The following is a 21,950-nucleotide window of genomic DNA, read 5'->3' as shown; positions in this document are numbered from 1 at the left end:
GACCCGGACACTTTTTGCAGCGTTTTCCTTTCTTAAATTTTTTGCAGCATTTCTTTTTATCACAAAACATTTCTTCATGTGAAGAAGAACTTGGCAGTGGTGCGACCTTAAAAGGGATGATGGGTGAAATCATGCCGCGAATATACATAATTTAGAATAATTATAAATAAAGTCGTGCTTGTAAATATTGTTCACGGCCTGAAATTGTGGCTGTAAGTTTAAAGTTGTATTTTTACAACATTAGTTTTCACCAAAATTTACCCTTAATAATGAACACCACAAAGTTTGTAAATCGCCATGTTTCACGGGACGGGGCGGATCGTGATGCAATGCTGCAGCGTATTGGCGTTGGCGGAATTGAAGAACTGATTTCCCAGACCATTCCAGATTCCATCCGTCTTGAGAAAGAACTTAATATTTCGGAGCCACTGTCAGAGTACGAAATGCTTGCGCATTCCAAAGAACTTGCCTCAAAGAACGCGCAGTTTGATACCTACATTGGTTTCGGATATTTCAATACCATACTTCCGAGCCCTATACAGCGCAATATCCTTGAAAATCCTTCCTGGTACACGGCTTACACACCCTATCAGGCTGAAATTGCACAGGGTCGGCTGGAAGCCCTGCTGAATTTCCAAACTGTAGTTTGCGACCTCACAGGATTCGAACTTGCAAACGCCTCATTGTTGGATGAATCTACGGCAGCGGCCGAAGCCATGCACATGTTCTATGAATCCAGAAATAAAGACCAGAAAAAATCTGGTGCGGCTAAGTTTTTTGTTTCGGATATGGTCTTGCCACAAACACTCGCAGTACTGAAAACCAAAGCTGAAGGTCTTGGCATCGATGTTATAGTTGGTGATCATCAGACGCACGCATTCGATAATTCCTACTTTGGCGTTTTGCTGCAGTATCCGGGTAAAAACGGCGTGGTACACGATTATACGGAAAATATTAAAGAATACAAATCGCACAATCTTCAGGTTGCTGTGGCATGTGATCCGCTCGCACTTGTAAAATTAAAGTCCCCTGCAACAATGGGCGCTGACTGTGCCGTGGGTACTACGCAGCGTTTTGGTATCCCGATGGGTTACGGTGGGCCTCACGCGGCATTTTTTGCATGTAAGGAAGATTACAAACGTGATATTCCGGGAAGAATAATCGGTATATCGCAAGATGCAAACGGGAACAGAGCTCTTAGAATGGCGCTTCAGACCCGCGAACAGCATATCAAAAGAGAGCGCGCAACATCCAATATCTGTACTGCTCAGGTTTTATTGGCCGTAATGGCAGGTATGTATGCAGTTTATCATGGGCCGAAAGGTTTGGCTTTCATAGCTGAACAAATTCACTTTAAAGCCAATGCGCTTCACGATGGACTAAAACTGTTAGGATACGACGTGGTAGAAGAGCCGATCTTTGATACCGTTAAATTCAGGATGAATGAGGAAGAGAAAAATTCGCTTCGTCAGCTTATGTCTGACCGTCAAATCAACCTTAATTACTTCAGCGCAGGAGTGGTGAGCATCGCGATAGATGAAACAGCGACGGAAAAAAAACTGCAGGTTCTGTTTGATGCGTTTGCACAATTCAAGGAAAAGCAAAGTTTTAAACTTTCAATCAAAGAAGAGATGCAGATTCCGGCGAATTTACTGCGAACTGATGAAATCCTTACAGCTGAAGTTTTTAATAAATACCATACGGAGACTGAACTGATGCGCTATATCAAGCGTTTGGAAAGAAAAGATCTGTCCCTGACGCATTCTATGATTTCGCTTGGCTCCTGTACGATGAAACTGAATGCCGCAACACAAATGCTGCCGATCACGTGGCCGGAATGGGGTAATGTACATCCATTCGTGCCGACTGAACAAGCAGGTGGCTATCAGATGCTGATTAAAGAACTTGAAAAAGACCTTGCCGAAATCACCGGTTTTGCAGGCACTTCCCTTCAGCCAAACTCTGGTGCGCAGGGTGAATATGCAGGTTTAATGGTGATCCGCGAATATCACCACTCACGCGGCGACAAACACCGGAACATTGTGCTGATACCGCAGTCTGCGCACGGAACAAATCCTGCCTCTGCAGTGATTGCCGGGATGAAAGTTGTGGTCGTGAAAAACCTTGCCAGCGGCGAAATTGACATCGAAGACTGGAAAGCGAAAGCAACGCAGCACGCGGAAAACCTTTCAGCCGCGATGATTACGTATCCTTCAACCTACGGTTTCTTTGATGAAAACATTAAGGAAATCATTAAAGTAGTTCACGATTTTGGCGGACAGGTTTACATGGACGGCGCGAATATGAACGCGCAGTGCGGCTACACCTCACCCGGAGCGATTGGCGCGGATGTGTGCCACCTGAATCTTCACAAAACATTTGCTATTCCTCATGGCGGCGGCGGACCTGGTGTAGGACCGATTTGTGTGGCTGAACATTTGGTGAAATTTTTACCTTCTAATCCACTGATCAAAGTAGGTGCGAAAGAAGCGATCGCTGCGGTTTCTGCGGCACCTTACGGTTCTTCACTTGTTTTAAATATCTCTTACGCATACGTGAAAATGCTTGGTACAGCTGGTTTGAAGACCTCTACTGAACACGCGATACTGAATGCCAACTATCTAAAGGAAATCCTCGCTGAACATTTCCCGATTCTGTACGCAAATGCAAACGGACGGGTTGCCCATGAATGTATTGTAGATTTCCGTCAGTTCAAGGCTGTCGGTATTGAGGTGGCGGATGTAGCCAAACGACTTATGGATTATGGTTTCCACGCGCCTACGGTGAGTTTCCCGGTTGCAGGTACGCTGATGATTGAACCTACGGAATCTGAAAGTAAAGCAGAAATCGACCGTTTTGCTGAAGCACTTATTTCCATTAAAAAAGAAATCGATGAAATAGCTGACGGTACCGCAGATGCAACGAACAACGTGCTGAAAAACGCACCGCATACGGAGCAACTCGTGATTTCAGATTCATGGGACAAGCCATACGGGCGCGAAAAAGCAGCGTATCCGCTGGAGTGGGTTCGTGAGCATAAATTCTTCGCTTCTGTAGCGCGCGTTGACGAGGCCTTCGGAGACCGAAACCTGATCTGTACATGTGAGCCTATTGAGTCTTACATGTAAAACTTGAAATCATTAAATAAAAAAATTCCCAGACTTAACAGTTTGGGAATTTCTTTTGGTTGAAAGTACAGAATGTTACTGCTTTACAAATTTCGAGGAGTAAGAAACACCTTTCGTATCGGTCACCGTGATCACATAAGTTCCCGCTTTCAGGTTCTGAACGTTGATTTCACCAGCTGAATCTACAGCGTTAATTTTTTGTCCTACCAGGTTGTGCACGGCGATGGTTGCAACTTTTTCTGTTGCCGGAAGTTGCACGTGAAGCACGTCTTTCACAGGATTTGGATAAACGCTCATTTTTCCTTTTTTCACAGAGTTTACTGCCAGGACGGCTTCGTTGATCTTGATGTTATCATAGTATGCATCTCCACCAAAATTGTTGTGTAGCAATGTCATGCCGTTAATGTTCACTTTGCTGTTATTCGGTGCATCAAGCATCAACTCGTTATCCAGAAAGAACCTGATCGTTTCTTCTTTAATCTCAATTCTCACATTATACCATGTGTTGGTTTGCCACTTCTGTTCTGCATAGCTAAATCCTCCAAAGTTCAGTTCCGGATAAATATAGATAAAACCACGGTTTTCAAATCCTACTGCAAGTACAATATCATATTCTTCAGTTACCTGGTTTATACTGTAAAGTGCAAATTCAAAGTCGGAGCCTAGCTGACTAGGCGAGTAGAAATCATAGGAAATTGTCGTATTTTGGTAAGCGGATGGCGGTGAAATGGATTTTTCCGCACCAAAAATAGGGAACCACTGATCGGAATACTGCGGAACATGGGCGTTTTTAAAGGATTGCGTTCCACTTTTTGATACTTCATCCGTTACAATTTGATTAGTCAGCAGTCCGTCGCTGGTTTCGGTAACAGTCCAGCCATTTTGGTTATTGATATTCCCTAAGGAAAAGCCTTCGGAGCTTTCAAAGGTAATTGTCTGTTGTGCTGAAACTGTTGCGCAAGCCACCATGGCTGCAATAAAATAGATCTTCTTCATTAAAAAAATTTTTGCAATGATAACCAATATTGGCCTTAGATAAAAGGTTTGGACGGAAATCAAAACAATTTTGAAGGGCTATCTAAGTACGGTTTCAGAAAGCTAATAAAGCTTCTGGTCTTCTTCACAGAAAAAACTTCGCCGGTTCGTAGTTCCCGTATGTTTTTTTGTAATGGGTCCGCCGCATTTAGAACAAATTTTTTTCGTGTGTGCAAGCCAGTTTTTCTTCAGGACGTATTCTTTTTTCCATCGTAAAAAGTCGAAACTGTAATTTCTAGCTTCAAAAATCAAAGCGTTGAGTTTTTTCGGCGGTAAATTTCCGACCAGACTTTCAGGGTGCACACCGATCCTGAACAGAACTTCATTTTTGATGATATTGCCCACACCGGAAAATATGCTCTGATCGAGCAATACGTCGCAAACCATTTCTTTCGGAAGTATTTTGAGCTTCTTTTTTGCTTTTGCAGGCTTCCATTCATCACTTAACACGTCTGCCTGCCAATCGATTTCCTTTAAAATTTTCTTTTCTAAAACTTTCACCGAGCACGAATAGAAATAAAGGTCTCCGTTTTCAAATTTGAGATGCAGCCGAAGCTGTCGGTCAGGTTTTGTCTGTTCGTCCACCGAATAAGAGCCGAAAAGAAGCAGATGGATACGGATCACAGCTTTATTCAGCACCAGGAAAGACTGCTTTCCGTAAATGCGGTATTCTTTAAAAGTGGAGCCGGTAAGAAGATGCATGTCCACCTTGGCATTACCTTTCGCGGAGACGATGGTCTGCCCAATAAATTTTTGTGCTGCCTCTTTTAAAATTAATATTGACGGACCTTCGGGCATGGTTCAGGGAGTTTGAAATCTGAAAGTCCAAATCTTAAACCATTTTAGGAAGCTGGATAATTAATGTATTTTTGGCGCATGGATTTAAACAGAATCTTCACCAACCAGCGTACCGGCAAGAGCGTAGCTACCGAAGCTTCGCGAACAGATTATCAGCGGGACTTTGACCGCATCATCTTTTCAGCGGCTTTCCGCAGACTGCAAAACAAGACGCAGGTTTTTCCGCTACCGGGCAGTGTTTTTGTGCACAACCGTCTCACGCATTCGCTGGAGGTTTCATCGGTTGGCCGAAGTCTTGGCAGTGCAGCCGGTGAATTTATCTTTAATAATTTCGGAAAAGAACTGTCACCTGAATCTCAAAGTTTTTATCAGCATAATCTTCAGAACGTGATAGCTGCGGCTTGTCTTTGCCATGATGTAGGTAATCCTGCGTTCGGACATTCCGGCGAAGATGCGATCGCAAGTTATTTCGAAAAGAATGAATCGGGTTTGAAAGAAAAATTCAGCCCCAAAGAGTGGGCAGATCTGGTCAATTTTGAAGGAAATGCGAACGCGATCCGGGTTTTAACGCATCAGCAAAACGGTAAGGACGATGGCGGAACGCAACTTACGCACAGCACGCTGGCGAGCATCGCCAAATATCCGTGCGAGGCTGTTGCTAAAGATAAAGCGAGTATTCACCGAAAGAAATTTGGGTTTTTCCAAAACGAAAAAGATACTTTTCTGCGCATTGCGGAATCTGTTCAGATGCTGCAGGACGCTGATGAGCCAACGGCATTCCGCCGACATCCGTTCGTTTGGCTTGTAGAAGCAGCCGATGATATCTGCTACAACATCATCGACATGGAAGATGCACACCGCCTGGGCATTGTCTCCACCAGCGACTGCGAAAATCTCTTCTTTGAACTCATAAAATCAGAAAACAAAAGTACAGGCAGAGTAGAAGATAAGCTTGCGGCTCTCGGCAATGCCAACGAGAGGATCTCTTATCTGCGTGCAAAAGTGATCAATGCACTCATCAACAAATCGATAGCGCTTTACGAAAGTAATTTTGAATCGATCTTAAATGGTTCTTTAAACAGGTCGCTGCTCGATATTTATAAGGACGGAAACCGCTCTCTGCAGGAAATCGAAAGTTTTTCGAGAGAGAAAATCTACAATCATAAAGCCGTTGTAGAGATTGAAAATGCCGGCTACAACGTGATGTATGAACTTTTAGACCATTTTATTCCGCCAATTCTGAAGACTGCCGACAAACGTAAATCCTACGATAAGATGGCTCTGAAACTTCTTCCGCAGCAGTTTCTGTACGAAAACGGAACCGATTACCAGAAGGTCCTGGGTGTGGTAGATTTTGTCTCGGGCATGACCGATAATTTTGCGACCGATATTTACCGCAAAATCAAAGGGATCGAAATTGGCATGACAATGTAGGTCAAATCCCGAAATTGGCAAGCCAGCGGTCGATAAAACCGCGGCCGTTTTCGAACATTATTCCACGAACAATAGTCTTCAGCTCTGCGGTAGATTTCTTTGAGAGCACGCATTTACCGCCGTTTTCTTTTACGTACGCCTCTTCCGCTACTGCCAGCCATTTGATCAGGTTGGCTTCCAGTTCATCGAGCGAGGTGACTTGCGGCGATACTTTCAGCGGTTCTATCAGTCCGTCAAAATCGCTGCCGATACAGATGTGTTTCCACGGCTCGCCGATTTCCGTTCGGAGCAAAGCTACCTGAATGATATGGATGATATTGAAACAGAAAGCCAGCGGATGCCGGTCTTCTTTTGTTGGTATCAGCCAGCTTTCATTCTCAGAAATCATTGATTCCAGATTGTTGGTCGGCAGATTCTTTACGGTGATCTGTGGAAAATGCGTCTGGAAATCGGCTGTACTTAAATATTCATTGTCACTTGTAAGTTGAATGCCAAATTCCGATTGGAAACCTAAGATACGCACATCGAGGCTGATGCCGATAAGCCCGTTACTATTTAGGATTTCTGTGATGTCTTCATCCATCAAATTAATTGACCACGCATTGAAACTGAAATCATTATTGACGAACGAACCCCATTTGCCACAATTTTTGCGCTGCATCTCGATTGAAACGGCGCGTGCACCCTCAAAGTTGTAAACCGTGCAGGTATCGCGTTTCAGGGCATTTTTCCATTCGTTATAAGTATATCCGGTAACACCGACGTGCGAAGCGATGATCGGTATTTTTTCGTAAGCCGGGTTTTTCTCAAGTAATGTTTTACGGTAACTGTAATAATCCTGTCTGGATTTTAAACCCAAATGTTTCATATCTATGAGAATAGGCCGGTGTTCGCCCTTATGGTTGCGCATGCTGTAACAGGTGCTTATCACTTCCAGGCCCAGATTGGTAATTCCATTTCCGAAAGGGTAAAAAGACGGATGTTTCAGCATTTTCATTCCGAACGCGTGCGTTGCGAGAAACTGTTCGTTGATGTGCGTGAGATGGGTGAGTGTAAGGTACAGCAGATCCATTTTTTCGCGTGCGAGACTTTTATAGAAGCGTTCAAAATTTCTTGCCGGGTTTTGGCTATAATTGTCTGGCACTGAATCATTGCTGCTATCTGTTATTATCTCGCGCCACAGACTGTCCGCAACTTTGGAAAGTTTTAGGGTTTTCTGTATATCGATAAATCTGTCAGGAACAAAATCGGTTTTCAAAGGATTCCCGATCATCAGCTTGCTGAAATTATGCGATCCTTCAAGGCTTAAGATAATGTTGAGTTTTTTTGGCGCCGATTTATTCCCTACATTTCTGGACAGAATGCTGACCTGGCTTTCGGGCATGTCACGAAGCTGCTTGTAAAGATTCAGTTCCATCAGCATCAGGCGGTAATAGGAGATTTCACCGCTGCGTACTTTGTCAAAAAATGTTTTATCGAGCGGATTAGAGAATTTGCTTTTCAGGATGTTGCTGAAAAATCCACGGCTGTCCGCAAAGCCATATTCAAGATTGACTATGGACGCAACGGCAAAATGCAGATTCCCCTGCAGGCACTGGCTCACACTGCTTTGGCTTTTAAGAATGTGAATGAATAGCTCATCAAGCAGATTGGTGACCGCATTAGACATGCGTACCGGCTGTGCAAGGTCATCGAATTTTTTCTGTGGCAAAGGCACGAGTGTGTCATATTTACTCAGAAAATTTTTAAAAAGCGGATGCAGGTGCAGGTCAAAATATTTCTGTTTCATCGCTAATTGTGTTTGTAGCTGTCAAAATACATTTTCAGGATTTTCTCAGAATCTGCACGTGCGGTGATGCTTTCAGACTCAAATATGCTCGACGTGGTGTTGCCAGTCATTGCCGAAAGGGCGATCCGCGAACGTTCGGTAAGTTCAAACTCCGAAAAACTCTCGTGAGTCAGATTTGTCTTGCGCAGTGCTGTTTTCCAGAGAAAGTGTATGCCCTCACGGACGCCGAGGTCCCACTCCTGCCTGGTGTCGTTTCGGTACGCATATGTACTTTGGTCGATTTCCGGCAATGCGGTGGAGAGTAGTGCCGGGATATTCAGGATGCCGGCTCCATAATTCTCACTATCCCAAGTTGCGGGTTTGGAAACCGATTGTTTTAGGCAACACCGGAAAGCTTCCACAATCTGCCACGGGAAACGGTATTTCTCCATAAGTTTGTCGTGGTGAACTGCTTTCCAGAGCGCCGCAGCCGCAGCAACATGTGGCGTGGCATAACTTGTTCCGCTGCCGTACACCATAATTTCGTTATATTTTTCGTCAATCGAAGGCACATAAACGTCTTCACCCGGCGCTGAAATGTCAACTTCGCTGCCGTAGCTGCTGCCACGCCAGGGTTTCCGGTTCGGATTGATTGCGGCAACGGCGATCGTTCCCGGATAAAGTGCGGGCGAAACTACCATTTCCACTTCATTGCCGGCTGCACAAACCCAAATGACACCGTTGTCGTAAGCGGCTTTCGCAGCTTCAGCCAACATCGGCCGCGGGTAACTTCCCATACACATGAACATGATGTCTGCATTGGTATTGATTGCCTGGTTTACGGCGTCTACGACGTTTTTTCCTCGGCTTATCAGAACTACAGATTCTGAAACACGGTACGGAATGATGCTCAGCAATGGATTTTTTTCAGCATCACAAAGGATTCCGTAGTTGCCGTCATTTTTGTAGATGTCTTTCATTTCGCCCCCGGTGATGATGCTGGCGGTTCTGGTGCCATGACCAGGATGCCGTAGGAAACCATTCCGTGTGACATCGCGAGCATCTGAACCATCGATGAAATCTTCATCACAGTTCAGATTAAAACGGCCTTTTATTTTCGCGTGGTCGGTATAGCCCGTATCAAGCTGTACGAGCTGTATGTTCTTTAAATTATTAAGTATTTCTGAGGCGAGGTCATCGGTGTTTTCAGCCTCTGTGGCATTATCTGCCGGTGAACCGCCAAGGTTTTTTTTAATTAATGATACTACGTCCGTCGGTTGTCCCGGTATCAGATCCAAGCCTACGGCAGTCCGGTTCCATATTCTTTGGCGCAACTCATCAGCATCGTCTAAATTAAAATACGTGGACGCGCTCCATTTGCTTTTAAAATCATCCTGCCGGCCCACCGCATGGCTTGTTTTCATACTTTCAAGCATATCAGATTCCGTAAGCCGACCGTAACTATCGGTTCTTATTTGAAGGTCCGTTTCCATTTCCAGATCCGGCGTGGCGGTTTTTATTTGCGGTAATGCTTCGAGTTTGGCCGCCATTTCCCAGGGATTCAGGTGTGAGCGCAGGGTAATGTAGTGCATGGCTTTTTGAGAAGGAATGGTAGACATCGGAAAAAGTGGTTCAGATGTCATGATTTCAGGAACCAGTGCTTTATAGTTATATCTCCAGTCATCCTGCATAATAACTATATTTGAAAGCTCGATTTCAAAATATTGGAGAGGTGCATCCACATTCAGTGTATTGTTTTGAATCTTGTTGATGGCCTCATTTACGACGCTTTGATTTGAATTATTCATTACATGGGCTGGTGTTTGGGTGGAGTTTGAATCTTTCTGATCATCAGACGTGTCTGTTATCCTGCCAAAAATTGAATTTTTAAAAGCATTCATTTCGTCCGGAAGCACGGCATTCTTTATTGCGCGGATCAGTGAACTTACGCGCACACCTTCGTTCCCAAGCCAGTCTATGGTTTCATCTGCATCGCCCTCACTGTACACACCGCCGTCTTTCCGAAGCCACTGTCCGTGCGGGTTTTTATTCGGAATACTGCTGTGATGAAGCGCCACCACCTCGCCGGTTCCAAGTCCAATGACGGCCGCACCAGAAGAGCCCGGCAATGTATCTGACTCATAGATCAAAAAGTCATCTTTCAGCGTGAGCATCCGGATGTCTTTCATCACCGTCTTCTTATAGTCGCCTTTTGGATGTTGTATGATGACACAGTTTTCACCTTCGATAATTTTACCTGCATTCTCGTCGAGTACCGTGTGCGGAATCTCAGCGATGTTCTTGCCTTCTTTTGACTTTTCAGATACTGCCACGATCGTAAAATCCAGTCCGCTGTCAGGTTTACCGGTTTCAACCTTAAAAGGGGACGTAAAAAAGAGTTTTTCCGGCACAAAACCGAATGTCTGCGTTTTTTTGGATTCGTTCCTGTCATCAAGTTCATAATAAAACTGAACCACAGAATTTTTCGCGGTTTCGGCATCGCCGAAAACATGATTGTTGGTAATCAAAATTCCCGGTGCAATTAAAAATCCCGTACCATACCCTGAATTGCCGTAGCGTGTCTTGATGGTGATTCGGCCCACAGATTCTGAAATTTTCAAAATTTTATACAATACCTGGATGTCCTGAAAGTTCGGCACACCATTGATCCGTTCCAGCGCGGCAGAGATCGGCATGTTTTCACGAGCGATTCGTTTGGAGAGACGGTCGCTGTCTGTCTGGATCTCGGTAAGCGTAGCTTCGCCGAGACGGTTGTGTTGGATCCCTCTTTTCACAGCATCGATCTGCTCACTGGCATCGCGGAAGCGTTCGAAGGAAATATCGTTGATTAATTTCTGCATGGCCATTATTTAAAACTTAAATTTAAAATACAGGGCAAAATTTTCCGTTTGCGGACGGATCTTGAAATCGGGTAGGGTGCCGACAAAAGGGATGAGTTAAGGTACCTCACCGCCGTTATTGCAGCATAACAAAGCGTAGTGACTACGTAGACGTAAAAGTTTCAGGGAAAGGCAGATTCATCATTTTTGTGTTTGGATTATTAGTTTAATCAAATATACTAATTATTTAAAATACAGTGCACTATGGAATTATTTTAATGGGATTGACTTGCGGACTGGCATTTTTAGACAAAAAAACATTATCTTTATAGAAATCTACTTTTTACTATTATTAATCAATCATAACCATCAAAAATTAAACAATGGCAATTTTAGGCTTTCTTATTTTTCTGGGACTCATCGTCCTTTTTGCCTCCTTTTTCACGGTGAAGCAGGCTACAGCTGCAATCGTGGAAAGACTTGGTAAGTTTCACTCAGTGCGCCATGCCGGTTTGCACCTAAAAATCCCGTTTATCGACCAGGTTGCGAAACGGATGAATCTCAGAATCCAGCAACTCGACGTGATCATCGATACAAAAACACTCGATAACGTATTCATCAGAATGAAGGTTTCTGTACAATATCAGGTCATCAAAGAGCAGGTGGCAGATTCATTCTACAAACTCGAAAATCCGGAAAACCAGATTACTTCCTACGTTTTCGATGTGGTGCGTGCGGAAGTTCCGAAGCTAAAACTGGATGACGTTTTCGTACGTAAAGACGATATTGCAATCGCCGTTAAAGGTGAGCTGCAGGACGCGATGCAAAGTTACGGATACGACATCATCAAAGCCTTGGTAACGGATATTGATCCCGACGAGCAGGTGAAACATGCGATGAACCGGATCAATGCTGCCGAGCGTGAAAAAACGGCCGCTGAATACGAGTCTGAAGCACAGAAAATCCGTATCGTAGCTGTGGCGAAAGCTGAGGCTGAATCTAAAAAACTTCAGGGTATGGGTATCGCCGACCAGCGTCGCGAAATCGCCAAAGGTCTTGAAGAATCTGTGAAAATGCTGAACGAAGCGGGCATCAGTTCGCAGGAAGCTTCTGCCCTGATCGTGGTTACACAGCATTACGACACCCTGCATTCCATCGGTGCGAACAACCGAAGTAACCTTGTGTTACTGCCGAATTCGCCAAGTGCAGCAAGTTCTATGCTGAATGACCTGGTGGTTTCTATGGCTGCGACGCAAAAAATGGAAGAAACGGGCAAAGGCGATTATCCGCCGCCAACCGGTAAGCATTTGCATTAAAAAAACAAAATCCCGAAAATATTTTTCGGGATTTTTTGTTGATAACAGTCAGCGATTTAATGCTTGATTAGACCTAAAGTTTCCTTAGTTTTAGCAAAAAATAATTTAAATGAAAAAAATCAATTTTCTTGGGCTGATTGCCATTTTCTTTATTCTGATATCCTGCCAGGTTCAGGTTCCTATGAGCGCTGAGTATTTCTCAAAACCGTCCAGAATAGGATTATTTGTAAATGTTACAGAACCGCAAAAGTACCGCGAAGGATCTCAGGGCCTTCTGGATATGGCAGTGACTTCCGGTGATAAGTACCAGCCGCTGCTTGACCTTGCAAAAACCAATTTGGACCCTAAACAGGACCTGATTAATATATATTCGGAGCTTCTACGTGCGAAAGGAAAGGAAGTGGTGATCATTACTGATTCCTTTGATCCTAAAACCGCTGAAAAATACAAAGGCGACAAAATTGAAGGCAAAAAGTATTCGAACTATGATTTCCGCTACCTTAAGGCTAAATATAACATTGATGAAGTAAATTTCGTGAACGTTAGTTGGGGAGTGATGATCAGCTATTACAGTATGATTGAGACCGGCCGCGCGGGTTATACTTATATTGATAACAGAATCGTAAACCTTTCCGACAATACGCTTTATTTTGCGAATGACAATGTGAAAACCGCCATTATCAAAGGAAAATGGAATACGCCGCCCAACTATGAAAATGCAATCTCGAAAATTTCTGAAGCACTAAACAGTGCAAAAGAGACCGAAAAAGAATTATATAAATAGTAGCAACAGAAAACTCCCGCAAGGGAGTTTTTTTATAACTTAAATTTTTGTTTTCCCGTGATCAGTTCATAAGACATCCTGAAATCTGAGATGAGTGTCCACATCGGATAACTGTAAAAAGTTGGCCGGTTTCGCTCAAAGATAAAATGGCTTAGCAGTGGCAAACCATATCCTACGATCGGGATATACCACAAAAACCGTTCTTTACCGGTTGAAATCACATAGGCCAATACAAACAGTATGACAAGTACTCCCACAAAGTGTAAGATGCGCGTACCGACCTTTCGGTGCTCTGCCAGGTAGTACGTGTAAAATTCTGAATAGGTTTGGATCCGCTCCTTCATTTAATATTTAATCTAAATCCCCATTGAGTTCTTTGTTCAGTTTGCTGTTCTTGAACCCGTAAGAGAAATAAATAATCATACCAATCCCAAACCAAAGCAGGAACCAAAACCAGTTGTTGTGGCTCATCCCTGTAAGCAGATAAAGGCATGAGCTGAGGCCCATGAGCGGAATTAATGATAAATTCCGTGCAAAGGCCATCACGCAGAGTACGAGATTTATTAAGATGAAGAAGGTTACAGACATGCGGAACTCGCCTTCATTTACGTCATTCCAATCGAGTAGGTTCTGAAAGAAAGCCGGTTGCCAGAAGTAGAAAAACGCCAGGCCACCGAGGATAAATACCGGAAAAATAAAGCGCGCATTGATGTACGGCAAATGAAATCTTCCTTTCAGTTTTTCCTTCGCCGGAAGCAGCAGCACACCGCCGCAAACAAGCACAAAGGCAAAGATCGTCCCGATGCTGGTGAAATCAAGTATGAATGATTTGTCAGTAAAAAGGATCGGAACACCCACTACGAGACCGGTAATGATGGTAGCGAAGGACGGTGTTTTGTGTTTTGGATGAATTTCCATGAATTTTTTCGGCATCAGGCCGTCACGGCTCATTGCATACCAGATTCGGGGCTGGCCCATCTGGAAAACCAATAAAACCGTCGTGATTGCTACTATCGCGCCGAGTGAAACTACAAATTCCATCCACGGAATATTGGCATTAGAAGTTTCAAATATAAAGGAAAGCGGGTCTCCCACACCGTCAAATCTGCGGTAATCAATCATTCCGGTGAGAACGAGTGTAAGAATGATATAAATTATCGTGCAGAAAACGAGTGAGAAGATCATTCCGCGTGGCAGATTTTTCTGCGGATTCTTGGTTTCTTCAGAAAGTACACTCAATGCATCAAACCCGATATAGGCAAAGAAAACACCCGAAACTGCACTCATCACGCCGGAGAAGCCGGTCGGCATGAAGGATGATTCGCCGGTTACCGCGCTTACCGGAAACCAGTTGTCTGTATTGATATACGCGATACCCACAGCAATTACAAGTAGAATGATAAACAGTTTCAGTAGTACGAAAATGTTGTTAAAATTTTTCGATTCTTTTACGCCCACATAGCAAAGCCATGTGATGAGCCCGTTGATTACCAGCGCGGGCAAATCGAAAATGATTTTCAGGTTTCCGACTACAGGAGCGCTTGCCCACGCGTTCAGAAGTTCTTTGTTTTCCGAGCCACCCAAAACCGCTTTTTTAGCCTCGGTATAGCTGCAGCTCAGATAATCGGGGATATGAATGCCGATACGTTCCATAAAACTCGTGAAATAATCACTCCAGGAAAATGCGACGTAAATATTTCCAAATGAATATTCCATAATCAGTGCCCAACCGATGATCCAGGCAATCAACTCACCAAAACTGGCGTAGGCATAAGTATAGGCAGAACCCGCTGTTGGGATTCTGCTTGCAAATTCGGCGTAGCAAAGTGCGGTAAATCCACACGCGAAGCCGCAGATCAGATACAGAATGATGACACCCGGACCGCCCCTGAAAATGGCTTCGCCCAGGCTGCTGAAACTGCCCGCACCGATGATTGCCGCTATGCCGAAAAATACGATATCCCAAACACCCAAAACGCGGAGAAGGCCCGAGGGCTGGTCACTTTCGTTGTAGTGCTTTCTTCTGAAAAGCTGATTCATACTCAAGTTTGTTTTTGACAAATTTAGCAGAAAAATTAAGAAAGTGTTAAAAATTATTAAAACCGCCATACGAAAAAGCGCAGCGACGCGGTTTTTAAATAAAACAGTATTTTTGGTCAAATTTCTATTGATGAAGAAAATTTATACAGTACTGATCGCGTTTTGCAGCGTGTTGGGCTATGCGCAGTCTGTAAGTCTGTACACGCCGCCTTCCGGTCCTGCATATGGCGCTGAGCAGTACTTTTGCACGGGAGAGAAATTTAATCTGAAGGTGGATGCAGTAGCCACTTCAACGGGCGATTATTCTATTACTCAGCCACAAATAACGATAACACCGCCAGCGAACAATATACCTTTCAGCAATAAGGTTGGAAATGATCATTTCAGCCGTCCGATTCCGATACCTTTTACCTTTGAATTTTACGGTAAGCAGTATACAGAGCTCGTGGTGGGTTCTAATGGCAGGCTGCTTTTCGGATCCGGAACCGACTTCGCCAACCTTCACACCAGCCGGTATGTAGACAAAATGCATTCTGGTAACGATGCCACTTCAACGAACATCAAAATTCCGAATGACGCTTATAATCAGATTGATTCCAATGACTTTACGCGATCGCTCAATTTCGCGCAGATCTTCTTTGGATATACAGATATCGGATATTATGACCCGAACTATTATGACAAGTTAAAATACGGCAACGTAACTTATAATGGTGTGGCGGGTCTCAGCATCAGTTTTGACAAGGTGCTGGAGAGAACTGCGGCTGGCGGTTACAGCGCGACTATTACGAGCCAAGTGGTGATATTTGCGGATAACAGCATCATCATCAGAGTAGTGAAAGCAGATTCCTCTAAAAATGCCATTATCGGCGTGCAGAATGAGGATGGAACACTTGGCCGATGGCCGCCGGATTCAGGACCCACGTCACCATATAACAACGGAAAATGGAGTGATAACGGCGCCAAATCCTGGGTTCTTACACCGTCACAGAACCTTACGCCTCAATTTAAATGGTTCCGGAATGGTGTTCAAATCCCGGGCGAAAACGGCGATACTTTAAATAATTTCACGCCGAATGCAGGCGATATCCTCAGAATTGACGTCACCTATCATGATCCCAGCGGTACGCAGGTGGGTGCTGTGGCATCGGATCAGGTGAAATTCAATCTACTGCAAAACCCGCAGATTTCCGCACCAAATTATGCAACTGGTTGTGGCAGCCCTGCGGAACTTCACGTCATAAGTCCGGACCCGAATCTCGTATACGAATGGCGCTCTGATACTGATGCGGGTTTCAGCCAAACCGGCACCAGCATTCTGGTCGGAAACGGTAGCTATTATGTTCAGGTGAGGAATACAGCCGGCACGTGTATTGTAAAATCTGCGAGCCAGGTTGTGAATATCTCCTCAAGTCTGCCGATATTCGTGCACGAGGACCAAACGCTTAAATTCTGTGATAATGCAGACCAACCATCGCGTGTTTTTGATCTTGCCACGGTCACCGGATATCCTATTGGCAGCGATTATACCATCGAATATTTCGAAGCCGGATCTTCAACACCGATTACAACGGCCACTGTGCTTTCCGGTCAAACCAAACTTTTCAGCATTAAAGTAACCACGAATGCCGGCGTAAGTCCTTTTTGTACTTTCACTAAAAATTTCAGCATCGCCTACCTGTCTTTTCCGCCAAACAATAAAACCTATACAACTTCAAAACTTTGTGATGATGTAAGTTCTTATACAGCCGCGCAGTTTAAAGCTGAATTTTTCACCGGTTCCACATTTCAGATTCAGTTTTCGACGGACGGCACTACTTTTAGTGCATCACCGGTCAATCCACAGACAAACGTAAGTGTTTGGGTTAAAATTACCGACCCAAATTTCACCTGCCAAAGCATCGTGAAGTTGAATTTTGATTTTCATCCGCCGGTTCAGGCGAATACACCTGCAACGCAGCTTCCGCCCCAATGCGCAAATGGTACCGAAACCTTTGATCTGGCCTCGCTGATTCCGGAAATCAACGCAGATCCGAATGTTACTGTAAGTTTCCATCGGAGTTTACAGGATGCGCAATCGGGTAACAGTCCTGTTTCCCTCAATTTTCGTGGCGGTATAGGAACTACGACTTTGTACATTAGAGTAGTTAATAATGTGACGGGATGTGTTGCCCAAAACAATCCCGATATTTCTTTTTTGGTATACAGCAAACCTACATTGCTTAAAAGTAATGTCTCGCTTACAAACTGTCAGGGAAATACGGTTTTCGATCTGACGCAGAACGTTTCGGATCTTGTAAATGCGGATTCTGCGGTGACGGTAACGCTGCAGTATTATAGTCCTTCCGGCGCCTTACTTACCGCGGCGCAGGTTGCAGCCTACGATGAATCAGTTTATGGCGCGGCTCCATACATCAAGGTTGTGTACAATCCCACTTGCAGTGACGTGGTGAGTTTTAATTTAAATTATAATCCGAAACCTGTATCGCTCATTTCCCAAATCCCGGTTTGTGGCGAGACCACCTATGCATTGCAGGATTTTAAAGATAAAGCCATCGCAAATGAGTCACAGCACACTTTCACTGATGAATTTGGCAACCCGCTTCCGAACAGCTTTAATTTGGCTACACTACCGCTGATTGTGCGCTTCTATATTAAAAACAACAGCACCGGTTGCGTCTCAGATCTTCAGTCCATCACTTTTGCACAGGGAACGCCCACGGCAATTTTGAGCAATGGAACAGACTACGAATTATGTGACGGAGACTTTGATGGCAAGACTTCATTCAATTTAGATTCAAAGAAAGCGGATTTTTCAGGGGATCCTGCAGCGGTATTTGAATATTTTAAAGATGCCGCGTTCACCGAAAACATTCCGTCGAATTTCACCAACGAAACTCCGCTTGCACAGACGGTATATGTGCGGATCACTTCTCCCGGGCAGTGTCCGGTATCGGCAAAGATCCATTTAAAGGTGAAGACGCCGGTACCTTCCAGCACTTTGGTTGACAAATATTTCATCTGTTATGGTGAAACTCTGGCAATCGATGCCGGTCCTGAAAACAGCATTTTCAGCTGGAGCGACGGCCAAACAACCCAAATTGCCCATTTCACAGCGCCCGGAACTTATTCGGTTGTGCTTAAAAACGGCCCGAATGGCTGTCCGTACACGCACAGTTTCATCATTTCAGATGAAAACCAACCAAAAATCGAGGTGGTAAACCAAACTTCAAACTCAATTGAGGTGGTGGCAAGCGGTGGTGCGCAGCCGTACCGATACTATTTTAACGGCATTCAGCAACCTTCGAATATTTTGATGAATCCTACAGCGCCGTATTATGAAATCCAGGTACAGTCTGCCACAGGTTGTTTTGGGCCTCCAAAAACGGTTTATTTCATCAAGATCCATAACGCGTTCACGCCGAACGGCGACGGAAAAAATGACGTTTGGAAGATTGAGAACCTCGATAAAATGGAGAATGTTTCGCTGGTGATCGTCGACCGTTTTGGAAACAAAGTCTTCGAATCCCAAAATAAAGACAAAGTGGAGTGGGACGGTACCTCGGGCGGCCGAAAAGTACCTTCGTCTACCTATTGGTACACGCTCACTTTCTACGACGCAGTGACGCAGAAAGCCGAGCAGCGCCAGGGCTGGATTTTACTTAAAAACAGAAACTGATTTAGCCGCGCTACTTTTTAGCAGAAAATAATGCTTAAATATTCATGTAAAGTGCTTTCGCAGGCACTTTACGCGTTTGTGCAGGCAATAAGTTTTTTATATTTTCGTTGATTGATAGTGGAAACGCAATCCGCAGAAACTCCACGAAATCCAGGATTCAATGAAATCAAAAAAAATTCTTATTGCGGCCGCTCTTTTTACTTACGGCCTTTCCGAAGCACAACAATCCCAATTCTTCAGCGACCGCGAAAATTACCGCTTTGGTCTCGCTGAGAATCTTTATCAGAACAAAATTTATGGCGCCGCGCAGTTCGAATATGCACGGCAATATTTTTACAATGAAAACCTTTCACAGTCGCGAAAAGAAGCTGCGCAGTTCTTTGATAATGTTATTGGCGTCATCCTCCGGAAAAACCATGCGGAAGAAGGTCTGGAAGCCTTCATTAAAGAATATCCGAACTCCGCTTATTTTGCACAGGCGAATTTGCCGTTGGCCGATTATTATCTGACGCAGAAAGATTTCGATAAAGCCCTTGAAACATTAAATAATGTTAATCAATACCAGCTTTCAAAGGAGGAGAATACGCAGTATGTGATGAAATTGGGTTATGCCAAATTCATGACCGGCGATTCGCGCGGTGCAATAGAAGCCCTGGAAGAAGCGTACAAAAATGCGCAGGGCAGTGACCAAAAGGATATTGCGTACATGCTTGGCCATCTTTATTACGCGGACCGCCAGAATGAAAAAGCGTTTTCGTTCTTTGACCAAATCAAGGCAGACCAAAAATATGCGCGACTTGTAAAGCCTTACTACGTGCAGATGTATTTTAACGATAAGGATTTTGACCGCGCGATCGAGGAAGGGAATTCACTGCTTGGCGAGTCTATTTCAGCTGACTATAAAGCCGAAGTTCACAAGATTATCGGGGAAAGTTATTTCATGAAAGGTGATTATGAATCGGCGTATCCACATCTTAAAAACTATCTTGAAAGCAAGTCTGAACCATCTGAAAGTGACCTTTATGAAATGGGTTTTGTCTCGGCTCAGCTTAAAAGATATGATGAAGCGGTATCCTACTACAACCGACTGATTAACAGTAATTCATCGGTTTCCCAGAATGCGTATTATCAATTGGGTAACGCGTATCTGGCCGTGGGCAAAAAGCAGGAAGCGCTGTCGGCTTTCCGTTCGGCGAACCAAATGAGTTATGATCCGAAAGTTCAGCAGTTGGCGCACGTTCAGTACGCAAAGCTTAGCTACGATGTCGGAAACCCGTTTGAGTCGGCACCGGTAGTCATCCAGAATTACATCAATAAATATCCGAAAAGTGCGGAGGCTGCCGAAATGAGGTCTCTGCTCGTAAAATCTTATCTGTATTCGGGCGATTACAAAGGCACGCTGAGCGCAATCGATAAAATGCCGAATTCTACGCCTGAGCTCAATAAAATCGATCAGGAAGTTTCGTTTTTAGTCGGGACTGAAGAATTTAACAAAGGTAATTTTGATGCGGCCGAACGCTATTTCCTGCGCAGTCTGGAATTCAATATCAATAAAGAATTCAATACGCGCGCTACCTATTGGCTGGCCCAAACCTACTACCAGAAAGGCAATTATCCTTCCGCTATCGTGCGTTATGAAAGGATTGCGAATGAAAACTTCCCGGAGAAGCAGCAGCTTAGTTATGATTTGGGATATGCTTATTTTAAATCTAAAAAGTTCTCACAGGCCAAACAGTATTTCGAGGAATATCTGAAGAACCCAAAAGCTGACTTCAAGAATGATGCGGAGCTGCGTTTGGCGGATACCTACTATGCAGATAATCAGCTGAATGAGGCCATCTCAATCTATGAAAAGACCGAGAATGCGGACGATTACACCTTATTCCAGAAAGCGATGGCGCTTGGTTTCAAAGGTGATACAGAGGCGAAGATTTCCGAACTTAAAAAACTGCTTGTTCAGTTTAAAAATTCTGAATATACCGACGATGCGCAATACGAAATAGCGACCGCCTATGCCGCGAATGACGATTACAGCAGCTCAAACGATTACTTTTCGCAGGTTATCAAAAACAGTCCGGACAAGGATCTGGTCGCGAATGCTCAAATCTACCGTGCGCAGAATTACATCGACCAAAACCAGACAGAAAAAGCTTTGGCTGAGCTGAAATCGCTGGCCAACCAATACCGCAACACCGCGTATGCAAGTAAGATCGTGCAGGCCTCGCGTCCGATTTTCATTAAAAACGGCGACATTAAAGGTTACGAAAGTTTTGCTAAAAGTGTAGGTGTACGGATCGATGCGAGGGAACTCGATGAAATCAACCTGACTACTGCTAAAAACTATTATGCAGCAAAAGATTACGCCAAAGCCATTCCGCTTTATGAGCGTTATCTGACGCAAAACCCAACCGGTGACGGGCTTTATCAGGCTCAGTATGAATTGGGCGAGAGCTATTACCAGACCCAAAACGCATCGAAAGCACTCTTGGTACTGCAGGAAGTGGCAAACGTGCAGAATGACTATCAGCAGGATGCCCAGACACGTTTGGCGCAAATTTATCTGGAGCAAAACAATACGGCAGAAGCTAAGAAATTCCTCGAACCGCTGGCAAATTCTACCAATTCGAATTTGAAGAATTTCGCAAATATTGAACTGATGAAGATTTTTGCCGAAGAGAAGAACTTTGCACAAGCCGAAAAATTCGCGGATAATGTGTTGGCAAATACCAAAAATCCGGCATCCGTGACAGAGCAGGCGCGTGTCATCAAAGCGCGCAGCCTGATGAACAAAGGCCGCGACAATGAGGCGAAAACGGCTTATTCGGCGCTTGAAAAGTCGTCGAATACGGAAGTGGCGGCGGAGGCACTTTATGCAAAAGCATTTTATCAGAATAAGGCCAAAGCCTTTAAAAACTCAAACGAAACTATTTTCAAATTGGCTAATAACTACGCCTCAGAGGAATATTGGGGTGCAAAATCGCTTATTCTTATGGCCCGAAACTACACCGGCCTCAAAGACAAGTACCAGGCGAGCTACACGGTAGACCAAATCATCGCGAATTATCAGGATTTCCCGGAGATTGTGGCCGAAGCCAAAGAGGTGAAAAAACAAATCAAGTAGTGTCCAA

The 21,950-nt window shown here is 44.3% G+C and carries 12 protein-coding genes; 6 read left to right on the top strand and 6 right to left on the bottom strand.

The window, feature by feature from the left end; genetic code table 11:
• Window positions 1-269 precede the first annotated feature (269 nt).
• Window positions 270-3,128 carry an aminomethyl-transferring glycine dehydrogenase gene (gcvP, locus tag QEP06_RS02585; RefSeq protein WP_285268944.1) on the top strand — a complete coding sequence of 953 codons (2,859 nt, stop codon included), beginning with the start codon at window positions 270-272 and terminating at the stop codon, window positions 3,126-3,128.
• A 75-nt stretch (window positions 3,129-3,203) separates the two neighbouring features.
• Here gcvP and QEP06_RS02580 read toward each other — a convergent pair whose 3' ends face one another.
• Window positions 3,204-4,124 carry a T9SS type A sorting domain-containing protein gene (locus QEP06_RS02580; protein ID WP_285268943.1) on the bottom strand — a complete coding sequence of 307 codons (921 nt, stop codon included), beginning with the start codon at window positions 4,122-4,124 and terminating at the stop codon, window positions 3,204-3,206.
• 102 nt (window positions 4,125-4,226) lie between these two features.
• A complete protein-coding gene (locus QEP06_RS02575) occupies window positions 4,227-4,961 on the bottom strand; it encodes a DNA-formamidopyrimidine glycosylase family protein (RefSeq protein WP_285268942.1) in 735 nt (244 codons plus the stop codon).
• A 78-nt stretch (window positions 4,962-5,039) separates the two neighbouring features.
• Here QEP06_RS02575 and dgt point away from each other — a divergent pair, with 78 nt between their 5' ends.
• Window positions 5,040-6,395 (top strand): dGTP triphosphohydrolase, encoded by a 1,356-nt coding sequence (gene dgt, locus QEP06_RS02570; protein ID WP_285268941.1) that lies wholly within the window; start codon window positions 5,040-5,042, stop codon window positions 6,393-6,395.
• Window position 6,396: 1 nt separating this feature from the next.
• On the opposite strand, the gene QEP06_RS02565 is transcribed toward dgt, so the two are convergent.
• Together QEP06_RS02565 and QEP06_RS02560 are read right to left on the bottom strand one after the other, a co-directional pair.
• Window positions 6,397-8,184: an amidohydrolase family protein gene (locus tag QEP06_RS02565; protein ID WP_285268940.1), complete on the bottom strand. Its 1,788-nt coding sequence runs from the start codon at window positions 8,182-8,184 to the stop codon at window positions 6,397-6,399.
• A gap of 2 nt (window positions 8,185-8,186) precedes the next feature.
• Window positions 8,187-11,024: a S8 family serine peptidase gene (locus tag QEP06_RS02560; RefSeq protein ID WP_285268939.1), complete on the bottom strand. Its 2,838-nt coding sequence runs from the start codon at window positions 11,022-11,024 to the stop codon at window positions 8,187-8,189.
• Between the two features lie 362 nt (window positions 11,025-11,386).
• Between QEP06_RS02560 and QEP06_RS02555 the strand changes: the two genes are divergently transcribed.
• Entirely contained in the window at window positions 11,387-12,319 is a 933-nt protein-coding gene (locus QEP06_RS02555) for an SPFH domain-containing protein (protein ID WP_251833213.1), read from the top strand.
• A gap of 109 nt (window positions 12,320-12,428) precedes the next feature.
• Window positions 12,429-13,103, top strand: coding sequence for a hypothetical protein (locus QEP06_RS02550; RefSeq protein ID WP_285268938.1), 675 nt, complete (start codon window positions 12,429-12,431; stop codon window positions 13,101-13,103).
• A gap of 32 nt (window positions 13,104-13,135) precedes the next feature.
• On the opposite strand, the gene QEP06_RS02545 is transcribed toward QEP06_RS02550, so the two are convergent.
• The gene (locus QEP06_RS02545; protein ID WP_285268937.1) at window positions 13,136-13,447 is read right to left on the bottom strand and encodes an Mpo1-like protein; all 312 of its coding nucleotides are present in this window, start codon (window positions 13,445-13,447) and stop codon (window positions 13,136-13,138) included.
• Between the two features lie 7 nt (window positions 13,448-13,454).
• Window positions 13,455-15,143, bottom strand: coding sequence for an amino acid permease (locus tag QEP06_RS02540; protein WP_285268936.1), 1,689 nt, complete (start codon window positions 15,141-15,143; stop codon window positions 13,455-13,457).
• 130 nt (window positions 15,144-15,273) lie between these two features.
• Here QEP06_RS02540 and QEP06_RS02535 point away from each other — a divergent pair, with 130 nt between their 5' ends.
• Window positions 15,274-18,822 (top strand): T9SS type B sorting domain-containing protein, encoded by a 3,549-nt coding sequence (locus tag QEP06_RS02535; RefSeq protein WP_285268935.1) that lies wholly within the window; start codon window positions 15,274-15,276, stop codon window positions 18,820-18,822.
• 160 nt (window positions 18,823-18,982) lie between these two features.
• Window positions 18,983-21,943 (top strand): tetratricopeptide repeat protein, encoded by a 2,961-nt coding sequence (locus QEP06_RS02530; RefSeq protein WP_285268934.1) that lies wholly within the window; start codon window positions 18,983-18,985, stop codon window positions 21,941-21,943.
• Window positions 21,944-21,950: the final 7 nt, after the last annotated feature.

Origin of the sequence: Kaistella rhinocerotis (assembly GCF_030243905.1) — a bacterium.
Classification (GTDB): domain Bacteria; phylum Bacteroidota; class Bacteroidia; order Flavobacteriales; family Weeksellaceae; genus Kaistella; species Kaistella rhinocerotis.
This window is presented reverse-complemented; position numbering and strand designations above follow the sequence as displayed.